The following is a 12,066-nucleotide window of genomic DNA, read 5'->3' on the forward strand; positions in this document are numbered from 1 at the left end:
TTGAAGTGGGGGGGATAAAAAATTTTTTTCATTTTTCATTTTTGTTTTTGAAAAAATTTAAAAATTCTTTTTTTCTTTTCTTCTGCCAATAAATTCCATTTCCAATTATCTTATCGTTGTTGCGGTCGTGGAACGTATTATGTTTGCGGTTGGTCAGCGGCAAACAATTCCAAGATACATACTCAAGTTCTGGATACTCAGATACTGGGTAAATATGATGAACCATTTCAGCTGGAACTGACTGCCCATATCTTAGACTTTCTTGACAAAGGTAATCGTGTTGTCTCATGACCTTGTCACGGAACTTGTTCCACTTCCTTGTCTTCAAGCTCTGTCTGACTGGTTTGTTGTACATGATATACACTCCCTTTGCAAAACAAAAGGACAGGCTCTTGACCTATCCCATCTCATACAAGAAATCTATGCTACCATAATAAACCTTTTTTTGTGAGACTTCAAGATGTCTTTTGTCTCATCTTTTATTTACAAAATCATATACGAGAGCTCCAATAAATACTAATGGCAGAAATAGAAAAATCAATCCATATTTAAATATTTTTCCTATGTCTTCTTTTGTCCAATCGAAAACAATTTTCAAAAACATCAATGCGATAAAATAACAAACTAAATATCCTATGAGTAACATATATCTCTCCTTCAACTATACCAATTTTATCCCTCACTTTCACATATCTTATATTTTGTTAAACTCACTCTAAATCTCAAACCCTTACTAATCATAGGTTTTAAAGAGTTTCATTTTTTCACTTTATGCTTAACTCATTATGTGAAAGTAATATCTAAAAAAATTAAATGACAAAGTTCCGTAGTGCATCATCAAGCTCTGCTTGTTCTATTCCTATGTATCTCAGGGTAATTGCAGGTGATGAGTGATTGAACATTTTTTGTAATGTTCCTACGTCCTTTGTCTTGTTGTAATATTTATAGCCAAATGTTTTTCGCATTGTGTGAGTGCCGACATTATCAATGCCAAGTTCTTCAGCTGCTTCATGTATGATTTGATAGGCTCGCTCACGAGTGATCGCTTTATTCTGACCTTGCCTACTTTTGAATAAGAAATGATGAAATGGTTTCCCTTCAACATATCTCCTCATTTCTTTCTTGAGTTCTTTTGTCATCCGTCTCGTTATCTGCTTGCCAGTCTTCCGTTCTCTCAGTTTGATGTGCCATCCCTGGACATCTTTAACTTTCAAGGTAAGTATATCTCCGACTCGCAAACCAGTATTCAGACCTGTGATGAATAGCATATAATACATCTCATTCCACTCTCTGAGATAATCTTTCATTGCCTGAATGTCGTCATTATCTTTTATCGGTGATACAAATTCCATATTCTACCTCCTTTCCCAAAACAAAAAGCCAGCATTTGCTGACTCTTGACGATACTTCTGTTGGACAACTTTTTTGACTAGAATTAAGGATGACTCCTAAAGTGTGATGTGTGTTTTTGTTTCAGAAGTTCATGCTATCATAATAACCCTTTTTTTGTGAGACTTCAAGATGCCTTTTGTCTCATGTTTATTTATAGCTCACCTTTCAAAATAGCGTACTGTTCTAGGATAATCCTTCTACGTCGATAGATTGTAGCTTTGCTCATGAATTTCTGTTCTGCTATTTCTTCCCATCTCAATTGAGGATATCTCCAGCGCAGATTGAAGATTTCCTTATCTTCATCGACTAGATTGATCAGGAGTTTGTTAATAATAGCTTTGAACCCTTCGAGAAATTTTAAGGTTGGATCATCTGCGATTCTGATTGCGATAGTTTCGGTAGGTTTGCTTATTCCTACGCTAGGCCCACTTTGAGCATCTGGATTTCGAGTTTCTAGTTCTAGCCTTCTCAAATCTATTGTACGTTGAACGTTTTGAAATTTGAAAAGTTCTCTGTCTAATGTTTTGAGGTCTTCGTCGCTCAATTTCTTCAAATCCTACCTCCTCGAAATCTTCGTGTTTGTTTCCATTTGATAATCTTACCATCGTTATTATTATTAAAATAATCTGGCAATCTTGCTGTTGGACTTTCTTTGTAGACCACTTTTTCAACTACCTGGATTGCAGGCATCATTTCATCATCTATCCACCCAACAAGCCACGCAGGGTTTACATCATAGGTTTTAGCGATCATTTCGATTTGCTTAATGGACGGATATCCACCCCGTTCGTACAAATGAATTGTATTTTGGGAGACACCTGTCTCTTTCGCCATTTGTCCTACAGAGAGACATAAGTCCTCTCTAAGTTCTTTCAGTCTTAACTGCATCTTGCTCTCCACTTTCTAGTATTAGCTTTTATGAATGCCGCTTGCTCTTGCATCTGCTTCCATTCATAATCCATGATAATTTCAAGTTGATTGTTACAAAAGACTTTTAAGAAATCATTTTGAACTTCTAGCTTCTCAATATCCTTATAGGCCCTTTCATACAGTTCATCTTCCAGGAATCTAATACGCTCTGCCATTGCTTCTTGAATGATGATGTAAGTTGGTTTCTTGTACTTTGTCATTACAATCTTACCTCATCTCCAACTTTCTCCTACAATTCTTCCAACTCAAAATATTCTGTCAGCTCACTCTTCAATTCCTCTAGAGTTTCACATCGTTCAATTAAATCAGACACATCGTATTGTGTATCCACTTTGTTCAGAGTGTTTTCTGCTACTGCATCTGCCACCCATTTTGGATGTGTACCAGGGCGAGAAAATTGATCTTGTGGCAATAGCTCAAGCAATGCTTCATATCGTTCTTCTAGTGAAGTCAAGGCACCAAGCGTATCAATAAATGCAGTATCTGATTTTCTGTTTTTAAAAATTTCTGGGTAATTTTGTTCTGCAATTTCTGCATAGATGGCAGACCATTCTTCGTCTGAAAAATGTGATTTTTCAACTAGTGCACCGTATTCGATTTCTTTTCCATTGATTTTAGTTTTGTAATTCATAGTGTGACCTCATTTCCAATTTCTGTATTATTGTATTTATCTTCACTCACCACAAACACGTTACCATTGACCGTGATAGTGAATAGATTTCCGATTTTTCGTTTTTCTGTAACCTTGCCAGTTATCTGTGCCTTGCTATCAGCGTGATAAACTAGCAAGGGTTTATCTAGCTGACTGCGTTGCATAAATAGTAGGCAAGTTGTTAGTAAGGCATAGCCAATTAAGAAGCGTTTCATGTGTCAACCTCCTCGTCTTCATTTGGAAAAATTTCTTCAATTTTCTCCAAGGCATATTTTTGTCCATCTTTTATAAATTTTAACCATTCTTCAGATGATATTATCATCACTCCACCTCCTCATTTTTTATTGATTCATACGCTCTTTTATAAGCATCCAAATATAGAAATACTATTTCAGACACTTTTTTACCAGCGAATTCAAGAGTCTCATAGTATTCTGAATCTTGTTCACTCAGGAATTCTCGAACAGTATCAGTAATGTGTTTGAATCCATTCCGATCATCGAAATATTCAAATAGTTCATCAAAATAATATCGATCATTTTCGTCTAAGTCTTCATATCGCTTATTATCAAAGAAATACTCAAGAATAATTTTTTTAGCTTCATCTTCATCATAAACAAAAAGATTTCGACTAGATGCTTTAATTTTTTCAATAAAATATCCAGCGCTGTTTGTGAAATCCTTATAGAAATCTTCCCAACTACCCATATTATTAAAATTTACTGCAACCAACTCACCGAAATCACCTGTGATGGCTAGAGATGAATTTTTCTTATCGAAAATATATCTTAGATTATACATTAGATTATATTCTGGACTATGATAATCAATGATTGTAATATCATCTAATTCGATTTTTTTAGCAATGTGCTTGTTAAAATAGTGTGCAAATGATTCCATCACTCAACCTCCTCCACTTCAAATAGTGGATTATTAAACACTTCACCAAAACCAGAATATTCTAGTTCCTTTCGTGTAAATTTTTCGTTGTTTTTCCAATTATTAAAAAAATGGAATCCAGTTTCTGTTTGATTTAGATAATCATCTGTATTTTTTAACTTGACTCTATACTTTGGTTCTTTCTCAGCCTCGTAGTCAAAAAGCCAAGCTCTAACAAATATTTCTTGGTTTTTCTTGACTTTAAGCCATTTTTTCACGAATTCGCTATTTTTAGCGTAGAGATGGATTGTGTTACTATCTAGTGCATTACACAAACTAAAATCTTTTAAAAGTTGGCATTCGAAAATCCAGTCCTCTATGAACTCTGGAACTTTGACTTTTTCACGTTCAACCATGACTTCAAGCTTTCCTTGCTCATAACCACTGCGATATTTCATCGAACCGTAGTCGTCCCCTAATTCTTTAAGGATGTCATTAAGCCATCTAGTCTGTGTCGTCGGATCAAACCCTCTTATTCGACGAACGACATCTTTTAACTTGAACGGCAACGGTTCTGGTTCGTCTAAAGACCGTAAGTCTTTCAAAACCAAATCAACCGAGGTCAATTTCTTCTTGCTAGCTTTAAATTTTTCATAGCGTTCAATTAGTCCCTGTATGTTCATTCTCAAACTCCTCGCTTTCTTTAAAATCGTCAACATAAAAATAATTGACATTCTTAGGGTTGACAGACAAATTTCTAATCCTCATCAAATTTCCATTGTTGAACTGACTAGTAATCTTCGTAAGTTCTTTTTCTGTAAAGTTTCTTACTAGAAAACTAAGTTCTTCACCATTAGAGAAGCAAATTTTTATTTTTTGATAATTGCTAACTTGCTCACTTTCAGGTTCATAACCAAGCAAGTATCCTACGCTCACTCCAAAATAATCTGCTAACTGACTTACTTTATTAGTTTTGATTTGACTTTCCCCATTTTCCAAATTTTGTATAGTTCGGTATGAGACAGCTATTACTTCAGATAATTCCTGCTGAGTCAACCCCTTTTCTTTTCTTAATTGTTTTAGTCTGTTCATCCTTCACACCTCCCTAAAATGGCAATCCATCATCTGGAATATCCATCGGATCACTTGCTCCAAAACTTGGTGGCATCTGGTTTTCCATGCTTGACTGATTCGCAGAATTATCCTTCTTTTCAAGTGTTTGAAAGCTTTCAGCTACAACTTCCGTCACATAGACACGTTGTCCTTGCTGATTATCATAGCTACGAGTCTGGATGCGGCCTGTGATTCCTACCAGGTTCCCTTTTTTGCACCAGTTTGCGAAATTTTCAGCTTGCTGGCGCCACATGATGCAACTGATAAAATCAGCTTCACGATCACCTGCTTGATTCTTAAAATTCCGATTCACTGCCAAACTGAATGTCGCAACTGCAACATTTGATGGTGTGTATCGCAACTCAGGGTCACGAGTCAATCGACCTACCAAAACAACATTATTGATCATTGTTTAACTCCTTTTCTACTTCATCAATCAACCAGTCAAGGTTCTTGCGTGCCTTCTTCAGGTCTTCAAGACCGTTTTTCTTCTGGAACCGAAGCATATACTTGATTGCGTTGCCCCAGCACCACGCTGCTTTTCCTGATAGATTGCCAATAAAGTTGTCAATCACTTCTATACTTTCAAGACCTTTTGCTCCTTGGTAGTGGCTTGGTTTATTTACGTTGTCAATTTTTTCAGGTTCCATTATTCATCCCCCTCCTTATTTCCTAAAACAGCATCTTTTGTAAAAGTGTCGCCAATTTCATAGTACTTGTACTCCTCGGATGTCACTTTAAATGTTTCTTCAACGTGCTTATTACCTGCATATCCAGAAACGACCAGAATATATTTTCTTTTGGTTCTGGTTGGCACAAGTACCGAACTTTTACCATTCATAACAGGTATGAATGTTGTGTAAGGTTCATCAATGTACTTGTCTACAACCGTCCCACTCGAAATCTGGTGACATCCCACGAGGAATAATGCGAGTGAAACAACACTTAGGATTTTTAAATTTTTCATGAATGCCCTCACAAGAACAAACTAGCTAGCCATATCAAGAATGCACATGTAATGATTTTTGAAATACTGCTCTTTACTGCATACGAATAATCCTCTTCGGATTCTTTTTTGCTAGATAACACAGGCCAGATGAAAGATAGTAGTGCATCCATTCCTAATGCTTGCCAGACTGTAATTTTACCAACTGGAACAATTGTTGTGATAATCTCATTCCATCCATACTGAACTACAAACGGCGATACAACGATTACAAATACCGTCCCTAATACAACTCCTAGTCTTTTCATTTTATAAATCCTCCTCTTTAACAAACACCCCATCAATCATCTTACCTTTGCGGTCCTTGATAACTTCATAAGCTTCTTCTAAGCAATTTTCAGCTGTAGTACCATTGCAAAATGAAACCGTACTAATCACGCTATCAAGAAACATCAGGTCTGCTTTGATTAAAGGAATCTGTGTCTCATTATGGCAGATATGAGCGTATAGTTTTTGAGCGATATTCCCTAAACTAGAAACCATCAGCAACAATTCAAGTTCTTGTTGATTTGCTTGAATCTGAGCGCCGTTCTTAATCTGCTGTTCAAATCCAATCAAGACTACCTGGATGTCTCCAAGCGCATCGTAAATCAGTTCAGGTTTATCCTTGGCGATACCCTCAAACAATTCTCCTGACTCTTCCATCAACTTTAAAAACTGTTTGACAGGATTTGCTTCATGTAGATTTCTGTCAACAAACCACTGTTGAACCTTTTCTTCCAAATTCATTTTTGTATTCATCTCACTTTTCCTCCACTTCTTTAAATGATTCCATTGTCTGAATAATTTTTTCTAACATAGATTTATGTAACGTGATGTAATTATTTTTCTTCACTTGTTCACAGAAGATACAAATTCGATCGCCAAAAAATCTGCAATTTTCAGTTAAGCGATGTCTTTCATCTGACTCTATTTGTTCCTTGTTGGCTAAGCCAACAAGGATTACTTCATCAGATTCTTTCCAATCTGGAAGTGCTACAGCTTTGTATAAGTTTTCAAATGCTAAATCGGTTAAAATATCTCTAGCCATTCGTTTCCTCTCTTTTCTTCGTAATCAAGTAGTAGCAGTCAACTGCTCCGTAGTCAATCCTGATGTTTTCTCCACTCATGCTTTTACGAAAGCGTGGATTGTTAACAGCAGAGTAGCTGGCTTGATGTTGCTTTAATTCGTTGATTGCGCCATGTATGTGGCCAAAACTCCCAATGAGTATCTTGCGGTGACCATTATAAATGAAGTAGAGCTCAATCATCTTTGCAAAACTCCTTGTAGATTTTTTCGAAAATTTCTGACACCAATTTTTTAGGTATATTAGATCTCTCGTTGTATGATTTTGAGAAATTCTTCCACTCTATGTCCTGCTTGATAATTTTATTCTTAAGATTAAGTTCAATATTGCTTCCAAAAACCGTCCGTTTTTGTAAAGGATAATCATAATTATTGTATCTAGCTAGGTTTTTGTATGGAATTCTGAATCCAATAATATCCTCAATGTAGGGCCACAGTCTGTCAGCTGCTGGATTCTCAATAACCCAAAATTGTGGTCTATATCTTTTTATGATTTCTATTGTGTTGAAAGCTGTTAGCTCGCCATTGACCCTTTTTAAAAATTGCCTGTCGTACTGATAATTTATATAGGCTGACTCGTAATCCCTATTTGCCCTGATCGTGAACGGTGAAGGTCTTACTTGTGGAGCAAACAAGCTATCAGAGACATCATTGCGTTTCCAGCACGCATTTCCGTTTTCCATTGCAGAAGCATTTGACCATGACTCACATGGCGGACTAGCTATTACAAGGTCTGGCTTTGGTAATTTGTCTAACGCGCCAAAGAGCGTATTGTCACCAAATAAACGCCCATAATCAGCAAGATTCAAATTTATAAAATGATTGTTCTTGTTTTCTATATCCATTCCGATTGAATAGATTTCAATATTCGTCTCCCCCGAACTATTCAGAGAGTTAGCACCCTTGAAATAAGAACCATTCCCACTATCAAAGAGTGCCCAGACTGTCATTTTTTTAATAATTGATACCTCCAATCATCCCTTCACCTCAACTGGATAGAAATTCCCAAAAGAGCCTCTCAATGCCTTGCCTACCTGTAAGGCTGCCGCCCGAGAAATAAACCGCATGGCTTTCTTCTCCTCAGAACATGAAATGTCCAAGCCAGTCACACCGATAACAGCGGACCTCAAAAACGGCTTATCTTCTCTTGCCCCATGTTTTAAGATAAACATCAGCCACCTCCGTTTTCAAGCCTTTCAAGTAGTTCACGTTTACGCTCTTCGAGTTCCTTCTTGGTCTCATCACTGGTATTGTTGACATAGTTAGGTTGTGACCATTCAGGAACATTTGATTTCTGATTACCAGGACGTTTGCTGATTTTGCTTTCCTTGTAAGCTCGCTCGCGTTCATCGACTGCTGCAATGGTCAAGACTCCATCGTTTTTCCAATTTGTCAAAATCGCTCTGATATAACTGAAATTTCTTTTACCATTGTCAGCAGCAAGACCAATTGCTTTCAGGACAACTTTCGCTTCCATTCCATCCAAAGTGATGAACTCTTTTAAGATTTCAAATTGAGTTCCATCCAACGGAGCAATACGAGATTGATATTCTTCGACGATGAGTGAGACTGGATTTTCATCTACATCTTTCTCTATCTCTGTATCTATATCTTTCTCTATATCTCCGTTACACTTTGTTTCATCGGTGTTACATTGTAACACTAATTGATTCTCTCGAAACTTGCGAACCCTTCTGGCGCTTGCGGTTTCACTACCTACCATCTCAGGAACTTGCTCTAAAAAATAATCGCGGTCGGAGTTTCTAGTCAATAACCCTTTACTTTCCAAGAAAATCAAAGTAATTTTAATATCTTCGACATTCTCATCAATTACCAGAGCGATTTCTTCAGCTAGATTATCAGCAAGTCCATCATAGTATATGTGACCACCATCTTCTAGGCTAATCAACATCATTTTGAGATAGATGATGGTATGCGTATCACCGCCTGCAATCTTACGAAGCAATTTCATTTCTTTAGACTTGAAAAAATCCTGAGCTAGTTGAATCCAGTAGTATCGCTTGTTTTTAACTACCATTGATACCCTCCGTTTTAATCCACAAATGTTTCTTTTCGTGTCACGGGATCAATATCCACACGGCGACCTGTTTTAAAGTCGATAAACCCTTTTTCAACTTGTGGCGCTTGAAATTGAATCTTCTTTTTTGCTCTCATGGCCATTTTAAGTTTGATATTCATCATCAGTGATTCAATCAATACCACTGATACTACTGTGCCTACTGCGATAATTTGTAAATTGTTCATGTTTTTTATCCCCTTTTTGTGCTATAATATAGTCAAATAATTTTGCTAAGACCTTGTCCAGAAGCCTTTTAGTAAAGTTATTATATTTGATTAGAGAGCCATTCTTTGATGGCTCTTTTTGACCATTTCTTACCAGGTAATTCCTTTGGGAACCCCTTCATGTAACGATAATTATCTGAAAATGTGTCATACTTAATTCCTAGAAATTCACAGGTAGTGCTCACATCCATCAACTCTGGATAATGGTCGCTATCTTTTTCTATTTCAACCAGCCTTGTGATTGTGTCCTTGATAATGGATTTAATCCATTCAGATAGTGAAAGTAGAACATTGTCCATCTTCTTCCCCTTCCCCTTCCTACCCTTCGTCAAATGAGTTCAATTTCATGATTTTCATCTTTGTATTGGTGCTTGGCTCCCACGTCATCCAATATTTCAATGCTGCTTCTGCGAATTTCTTTGGAAGTAAGTCATAGCGACTAATGTTGAAGTGGTCTTTAAAGTCAATCTCAGCTTGTCTAAATACCGACTGAGCAAAAATCTTATCCGCATAAGCTGGACTATCAATACCACCGAGGCAAGCCACTACACGAGCCTTGCGCTTCTTCAGTAGCGATTGAGCATAGCTTGGATGAATCGGTTGCTCACTCTTGAGATAGTCAATATCTTCCAGCATGGTCGCTTGTTGCTCACGCAATTTCTTTTGTCCAGTAAATAAAGCAATGAAGGCATCCTCGTCCAAGTCCTCGCGGATAAATCCGCCCTGCTTGCGAATAGCTGGCAAGACCTCTGATGTCACCCAGCGCTTGAATTCCTTAGCCTGAGGTAGCTTGCTGGATAAGATAAGAGAGTAGAGACCAGATTCGTTGATGATGATAGTTTCTTGAACTCTTCCTAAATTATCTGTGAGGCCCTGTTTTAGGGCGTCATCTTCATCAACGTGAAGAGCAATCGCATTTCTAGCCTTACTATATCCTAGGATGTCTGCAACATCTTTCCCGACAAACCAAGGCTCGTCATCAATTGTCAAAGTACGGACTTCCTGCCCGTGAAAGTTAAAAATTTCGTTCATAATATTCCTTTCTAAATTTGGTATAATGAAATAAAAACGATTGGAGAAATCTTATGGAAGTATCTACTGTTGATTATTATTTCAGTGTGATTTCAAAAACTTTAACGATTCAAATTCCTCAATCTTGTCCTTTGTGTGGAATCGGAAACAATCCAACCACCAACGAAGTAGGAAGATTAGAAATCCAAGAAGGTTACGTTTTTACTCTGCACCATCGTTGTCCAGCTTGTAAGAAATACCATATGACGAATCAAGAGTATTTAAACCAAGATGACAAAACAACTATGATCCTTGTTTATCCCAATAAAGTTGTTATCGATATAGACGATCTTTTCATTGAACATGCTCCTAGATTTGTAGAGTTTTACAGTGAAGCGGTTGAGGCCGAAAAGATGGGATTGGAAAACATTGCAGGAACAGGATATCGCTCTGCTATCGAATGCTTAATTAAAGATTACGCCTTGGCTTTTGAATTAGACGATAAAGAATATTTATCTGATCCAAAATTAACTTTTAACAATGCCATTGATAGGTATGTAAAAAATGATGACCTCTTAAAAGGTGCTCTTCATTTTATCCGAACAGTCGGTAATGGCTATACCCATTGGAACAAGAGTACCAGTATTTCATTACCTCAACTTAAAAACTATGTAGATATTATCATTCAGATTTTCAAATCTAAGTTTATGATGAAGTTTCTTCCAAATGTTTAATTCCTAAACGCATTTCAATTTCTGAGATGCGTTTTTCTTGTTCTGCAACTTTTTTATATAATTCTTCAACAGAGTAAGCTATAATTTTTTCCATCTTCCCCTCCTACTCCTCAAATTTCTCCCACGACTCGCTGATTCGCAATTTTTTATTAATGCGAAGCTTCAAGTCATCACTTCCTTTGCCATCTTTGAAAAGTTGTGTGATGGCTGATGGGCTAACACCTACGACGATAGCCAAATCTGTCTGCGACCACCCACGTTTTTCAATTCGCTCTTTTACAAGCTCAATCCATTTAAGATGTTGTTGGCTCATGTAACCTCCTCCTTTTTAATTAGTTAAGTTAAAGAGTTAGTAAATTATTTTATAAAATGCTTGACAGTTTTTAGCGTATCTGCTAAAATGAAAGCATAATTAAAAACCTTGATAAAACATTATATCTATCAACTTACTTGCTCGCCAAAGCTATTTTTTTTAGATAAGTTTTAACTTCGTTTTTTACTAACTCATTAACTTACAAAAACTATTTTAGCGTAAACGCAAAATAATGTCAACTTTTTTTGCGTATTTTGTAAAATATTTTTTGTCATGTCTTAGAAAGGCTGATAAATCAATGTTTTCTACTTTTGAAATCGTAAAAGATTTATGTGAAAGACAAGGGATTTCGCTAAATACTTTAGAAGATAAACTAAAACTAGGAAAGAATTCTTTGTATGGTTTGAAAAGAAATCAACCGTCTGCTGAACGGTTGCAACAAATCGCCGACTACTTCAACGTTTCCACGGACTATCTGCTAGGACGTACGGATAATCCTGCCATCGCTGGTGATTCAAAAGAGTATATATGGCAAGGGAAGACCCTAAACGTTGAAGAAATGGCATCGAATGTCATGATGTTTGGCGGTCGAGAATTAACAGATGAAAAGAAGAAAATCATCCAGTCTATCATTGAAGGTTATCTAAAAGAAGCTGGTGATTAGAG

The 12,066-nt window shown here is 36.7% G+C and carries 27 protein-coding genes; 2 read left to right on the forward strand and 25 right to left on the reverse strand.

Annotation, left to right across the window (positions count from 1 at the left end):
- Window positions 1-28 precede the first annotated feature (28 nt).
- The 23 genes from TZ91_RS08620 to TZ91_RS08730 form a co-directional block, all read right to left on the reverse strand.
- On the reverse strand, window positions 29-355 hold the full coding sequence (locus TZ91_RS08620; RefSeq protein ID WP_033686226.1) for an endonuclease: 327 nt from the start codon (window positions 353-355) through the stop codon (window positions 29-31).
- 454 nt (window positions 356-809) lie between these two features.
- Entirely contained in the window at window positions 810-1,352 is a 543-nt protein-coding gene (locus tag TZ91_RS08625; RefSeq protein ID WP_000397549.1) for a site-specific integrase, read from the reverse strand.
- A 191-nt stretch (window positions 1,353-1,543) separates the two neighbouring features.
- Window positions 1,544-1,945, reverse strand: coding sequence for a transcriptional regulator (locus tag TZ91_RS08630; RefSeq protein ID WP_033686224.1), 402 nt, complete (start codon window positions 1,943-1,945; stop codon window positions 1,544-1,546).
- Window positions 1,942-2,280, reverse strand: coding sequence for a helix-turn-helix domain-containing protein (locus TZ91_RS08635; RefSeq protein ID WP_033686223.1), 339 nt, complete (start codon window positions 2,278-2,280; stop codon window positions 1,942-1,944). The genes TZ91_RS08630 and TZ91_RS08635 overlap by 4 nt, the downstream gene beginning before the upstream one ends.
- Window positions 2,271-2,522 (reverse strand): hypothetical protein, encoded by a 252-nt coding sequence (locus TZ91_RS08640; protein WP_033686221.1) that lies wholly within the window; start codon window positions 2,520-2,522, stop codon window positions 2,271-2,273. The genes TZ91_RS08635 and TZ91_RS08640 overlap by 10 nt, the downstream gene beginning before the upstream one ends.
- Before the next feature lie 29 nt (window positions 2,523-2,551).
- A complete protein-coding gene (locus tag TZ91_RS08645) occupies window positions 2,552-2,953 on the reverse strand; it encodes a hypothetical protein (protein WP_033686219.1) in 402 nt (133 codons plus the stop codon).
- Complete coding sequence (locus TZ91_RS08650) at window positions 2,950-3,189, reverse strand: DUF1372 family protein (protein WP_033686217.1); 240 nt, start codon at window positions 3,187-3,189, stop codon at window positions 2,950-2,952. Before TZ91_RS08650 ends, TZ91_RS08645 begins: the two co-directional genes overlap by 4 nt.
- Window positions 3,190-3,295: 106 nt before the next feature.
- Window positions 3,296-3,874 carry a hypothetical protein gene (locus TZ91_RS08655; protein ID WP_045597593.1) on the reverse strand — a complete coding sequence of 193 codons (579 nt, stop codon included), beginning with the start codon at window positions 3,872-3,874 and terminating at the stop codon, window positions 3,296-3,298.
- On the reverse strand, window positions 3,874-4,536 hold the full coding sequence (locus TZ91_RS08660; RefSeq protein WP_033687672.1) for a DUF1642 domain-containing protein: 663 nt from the start codon (window positions 4,534-4,536) through the stop codon (window positions 3,874-3,876). Before TZ91_RS08660 ends, TZ91_RS08655 begins: the two co-directional genes overlap by 1 nt.
- Window positions 4,514-4,945: a helix-turn-helix domain-containing protein gene (locus TZ91_RS10860; protein ID WP_080702905.1), complete on the reverse strand. Its 432-nt coding sequence runs from the start codon at window positions 4,943-4,945 to the stop codon at window positions 4,514-4,516. Before TZ91_RS10860 ends, TZ91_RS08660 begins: the two co-directional genes overlap by 23 nt.
- A 13-nt stretch (window positions 4,946-4,958) precedes the next feature.
- Window positions 4,959-5,375, reverse strand: a complete 417-nt coding sequence (gene ssb / locus TZ91_RS08670) for a single-stranded DNA-binding protein (protein WP_033687671.1) — start codon at window positions 5,373-5,375, stop codon at window positions 4,959-4,961.
- Window positions 5,365-5,616, reverse strand: a complete 252-nt coding sequence (locus TZ91_RS08675; RefSeq protein ID WP_033687670.1) for a DUF3310 domain-containing protein — start codon at window positions 5,614-5,616, stop codon at window positions 5,365-5,367. The genes ssb and TZ91_RS08675 overlap by 11 nt, the downstream gene beginning before the upstream one ends.
- The gene (locus TZ91_RS10260; protein WP_080702904.1) at window positions 5,616-5,933 is read right to left on the reverse strand and encodes a 3-dehydroquinate synthase; all 318 of its coding nucleotides are present in this window, start codon (window positions 5,931-5,933) and stop codon (window positions 5,616-5,618) included. Before TZ91_RS10260 ends, TZ91_RS08675 begins: the two co-directional genes overlap by 1 nt.
- Before the next feature lie 8 nt (window positions 5,934-5,941).
- Window positions 5,942-6,220: a hypothetical protein gene (locus TZ91_RS08685; RefSeq protein ID WP_033687669.1), complete on the reverse strand. Its 279-nt coding sequence runs from the start codon at window positions 6,218-6,220 to the stop codon at window positions 5,942-5,944.
- Window position 6,221: 1 nt separating this feature from the next.
- Window positions 6,222-6,713, reverse strand: coding sequence for a MazG-like family protein (locus TZ91_RS08690; protein WP_033687667.1), 492 nt, complete (start codon window positions 6,711-6,713; stop codon window positions 6,222-6,224).
- Between the two features lies 1 nt (window position 6,714).
- On the reverse strand, window positions 6,715-7,002 hold the full coding sequence (locus tag TZ91_RS08695) for a hypothetical protein (RefSeq protein WP_033687665.1): 288 nt from the start codon (window positions 7,000-7,002) through the stop codon (window positions 6,715-6,717).
- Window positions 6,995-7,222 carry a hypothetical protein gene (locus tag TZ91_RS08700; protein ID WP_033687664.1) on the reverse strand — a complete coding sequence of 76 codons (228 nt, stop codon included), beginning with the start codon at window positions 7,220-7,222 and terminating at the stop codon, window positions 6,995-6,997. The genes TZ91_RS08695 and TZ91_RS08700 overlap by 8 nt, the downstream gene beginning before the upstream one ends.
- The gene (locus TZ91_RS08705; protein WP_045597658.1) at window positions 7,215-7,988 is read right to left on the reverse strand and encodes a class I SAM-dependent methyltransferase; all 774 of its coding nucleotides are present in this window, start codon (window positions 7,986-7,988) and stop codon (window positions 7,215-7,217) included. Before TZ91_RS08705 ends, TZ91_RS08700 begins: the two co-directional genes overlap by 8 nt.
- Window positions 7,989-8,012: 24 nt before the next feature.
- Window positions 8,013-8,210 (reverse strand): hypothetical protein, encoded by a 198-nt coding sequence (locus TZ91_RS08710; protein ID WP_033686211.1) that lies wholly within the window; start codon window positions 8,208-8,210, stop codon window positions 8,013-8,015.
- On the reverse strand, window positions 8,210-9,076 hold the full coding sequence (locus tag TZ91_RS08715) for a phage replisome organizer N-terminal domain-containing protein (RefSeq protein ID WP_033686209.1): 867 nt from the start codon (window positions 9,074-9,076) through the stop codon (window positions 8,210-8,212). The genes TZ91_RS08710 and TZ91_RS08715 overlap by 1 nt, the downstream gene beginning before the upstream one ends.
- 14 nt (window positions 9,077-9,090) lie before the next feature.
- Window positions 9,091-9,303, reverse strand: coding sequence for a hypothetical protein (locus TZ91_RS08720; RefSeq protein ID WP_033686207.1), 213 nt, complete (start codon window positions 9,301-9,303; stop codon window positions 9,091-9,093).
- An 80-nt stretch (window positions 9,304-9,383) separates the two neighbouring features.
- Window positions 9,384-9,641 carry a hypothetical protein gene (locus tag TZ91_RS08725; protein WP_033686205.1) on the reverse strand — a complete coding sequence of 86 codons (258 nt, stop codon included), beginning with the start codon at window positions 9,639-9,641 and terminating at the stop codon, window positions 9,384-9,386.
- Window positions 9,642-9,660: 19 nt separating this feature from the next.
- Window positions 9,661-10,374 carry an ORF6C domain-containing protein gene (locus TZ91_RS08730; protein ID WP_033686204.1) on the reverse strand — a complete coding sequence of 238 codons (714 nt, stop codon included), beginning with the start codon at window positions 10,372-10,374 and terminating at the stop codon, window positions 9,661-9,663.
- A 53-nt stretch (window positions 10,375-10,427) separates the two neighbouring features.
- On the opposite strand from TZ91_RS08730, the gene TZ91_RS08735 reads away from it, so the two are divergent.
- On the forward strand, window positions 10,428-11,087 hold the full coding sequence (locus tag TZ91_RS08735) for a DUF4145 domain-containing protein (RefSeq protein ID WP_033686201.1): 660 nt from the start codon (window positions 10,428-10,430) through the stop codon (window positions 11,085-11,087).
- Here the strand turns inward: TZ91_RS08735 and TZ91_RS10760 are convergent.
- On the reverse strand, window positions 11,059-11,181 hold the full coding sequence (locus tag TZ91_RS10760) for a hypothetical protein (protein WP_265182525.1): 123 nt from the start codon (window positions 11,179-11,181) through the stop codon (window positions 11,059-11,061). The genes TZ91_RS08735 and TZ91_RS10760 overlap by 29 nt on opposite strands.
- A gap of 9 nt (window positions 11,182-11,190) precedes the next feature.
- Window positions 11,191-11,400, reverse strand: coding sequence for a helix-turn-helix domain-containing protein (locus tag TZ91_RS08740; RefSeq protein ID WP_033686199.1), 210 nt, complete (start codon window positions 11,398-11,400; stop codon window positions 11,191-11,193).
- A gap of 298 nt (window positions 11,401-11,698) precedes the next feature.
- Between TZ91_RS08740 and TZ91_RS08745 the strand changes: the two genes are divergently transcribed.
- Entirely contained in the window at window positions 11,699-12,064 is a 366-nt protein-coding gene (locus tag TZ91_RS08745; RefSeq protein WP_033686198.1) for a helix-turn-helix domain-containing protein, read from the forward strand.
- The last annotated feature ends 2 nt before the right edge of the window (window positions 12,065-12,066 follow it).

Origin of the sequence: Streptococcus mitis (assembly GCF_000960025.1) — a bacterium.
In the GTDB taxonomy this organism is placed as follows: Bacteria; Bacillota; Bacilli; order Lactobacillales; family Streptococcaceae; genus Streptococcus; species Streptococcus mitis_DH.

What these genes read in the sequence shown, in the direction of transcription:
- TZ91_RS08620 (WP_033686226.1), bottom strand. Translation starts at nt 355, where the DNA reads ATGTACAACAAACCAGTCAGACAGAGCTTGAAGACAAGGAAGTGGAAC.
- TZ91_RS08625 (WP_000397549.1), bottom strand. Translation starts at nt 1,352, where the DNA reads ATGGAATTTGTATCACCGATAAAAGATAATGACGACATTCAGGCAATG.
- TZ91_RS08635 (WP_033686223.1), bottom strand. Translation starts at nt 2,280, where the DNA reads ATGCAGTTAAGACTGAAAGAACTTAGAGAGGACTTATGTCTCTCTGTA.
- TZ91_RS08640 (WP_033686221.1), bottom strand. Translation starts at nt 2,522, where the DNA reads ATGACAAAGTACAAGAAACCAACTTACATCATCATTCAAGAAGCAATG.
- TZ91_RS08645 (WP_033686219.1), bottom strand. Translation starts at nt 2,953, where the DNA reads ATGAATTACAAAACTAAAATCAATGGAAAAGAAATCGAATACGGTGCA.
- TZ91_RS08650 (WP_033686217.1), bottom strand. Translation starts at nt 3,189, where the DNA reads ATGAAACGCTTCTTAATTGGCTATGCCTTACTAACAACTTGCCTACTA.
- TZ91_RS08655 (WP_045597593.1), bottom strand. Translation starts at nt 3,874, where the DNA reads ATGGAATCATTTGCACACTATTTTAACAAGCACATTGCTAAAAAAATC.
- TZ91_RS08660 (WP_033687672.1), bottom strand. Translation starts at nt 4,536, where the DNA reads ATGAACATACAGGGACTAATTGAACGCTATGAAAAATTTAAAGCTAGC.
- TZ91_RS10860 (WP_080702905.1), bottom strand. Translation starts at nt 4,945, where the DNA reads ATGAACAGACTAAAACAATTAAGAAAAGAAAAGGGGTTGACTCAGCAG.
- ssb (WP_033687671.1), bottom strand. Translation starts at nt 5,375, where the DNA reads ATGATCAATAATGTTGTTTTGGTAGGTCGATTGACTCGTGACCCTGAG.
- TZ91_RS08675 (WP_033687670.1), bottom strand. Translation starts at nt 5,616, where the DNA reads ATGGAACCTGAAAAAATTGACAACGTAAATAAACCAAGCCACTACCAA.
- TZ91_RS10260 (WP_080702904.1), bottom strand. Translation starts at nt 5,933, where the DNA reads ATGAAAAATTTAAAAATCCTAAGTGTTGTTTCACTCGCATTATTCCTC.
- TZ91_RS08685 (WP_033687669.1), bottom strand. Translation starts at nt 6,220, where the DNA reads ATGAAAAGACTAGGAGTTGTATTAGGGACGGTATTTGTAATCGTTGTA.
- TZ91_RS08690 (WP_033687667.1), bottom strand. Translation starts at nt 6,713, where the DNA reads ATGAATACAAAAATGAATTTGGAAGAAAAGGTTCAACAGTGGTTTGTT.
- TZ91_RS08695 (WP_033687665.1), bottom strand. Translation starts at nt 7,002, where the DNA reads ATGGCTAGAGATATTTTAACCGATTTAGCATTTGAAAACTTATACAAA.
- TZ91_RS08700 (WP_033687664.1), bottom strand. Translation starts at nt 7,222, where the DNA reads ATGATTGAGCTCTACTTCATTTATAATGGTCACCGCAAGATACTCATT.
- TZ91_RS08705 (WP_045597658.1), bottom strand. Translation starts at nt 7,988, where the DNA reads ATGACAGTCTGGGCACTCTTTGATAGTGGGAATGGTTCTTATTTCAAG.
- TZ91_RS08710 (WP_033686211.1), bottom strand. Translation starts at nt 8,210, where the DNA reads ATGTTTATCTTAAAACATGGGGCAAGAGAAGATAAGCCGTTTTTGAGG.
- TZ91_RS08715 (WP_033686209.1), bottom strand. Translation starts at nt 9,076, where the DNA reads ATGGTAGTTAAAAACAAGCGATACTACTGGATTCAACTAGCTCAGGAT.
- TZ91_RS08720 (WP_033686207.1), bottom strand. Translation starts at nt 9,303, where the DNA reads ATGAACAATTTACAAATTATCGCAGTAGGCACAGTAGTATCAGTGGTA.
- TZ91_RS08725 (WP_033686205.1), bottom strand. Translation starts at nt 9,641, where the DNA reads ATGGACAATGTTCTACTTTCACTATCTGAATGGATTAAATCCATTATC.
- TZ91_RS08730 (WP_033686204.1), bottom strand. Translation starts at nt 10,374, where the DNA reads ATGAACGAAATTTTTAACTTTCACGGGCAGGAAGTCCGTACTTTGACA.
- TZ91_RS08735 (WP_033686201.1), top strand. Translation starts at nt 10,428, where the DNA reads ATGGAAGTATCTACTGTTGATTATTATTTCAGTGTGATTTCAAAAACT.
- TZ91_RS10760 (WP_265182525.1), bottom strand. Translation starts at nt 11,181, where the DNA reads ATGGAAAAAATTATAGCTTACTCTGTTGAAGAATTATATAAAAAAGTT.
- TZ91_RS08740 (WP_033686199.1), bottom strand. Translation starts at nt 11,400, where the DNA reads ATGAGCCAACAACATCTTAAATGGATTGAGCTTGTAAAAGAGCGAATT.
- TZ91_RS08745 (WP_033686198.1), top strand. Translation starts at nt 11,699, where the DNA reads ATGTTTTCTACTTTTGAAATCGTAAAAGATTTATGTGAAAGACAAGGG.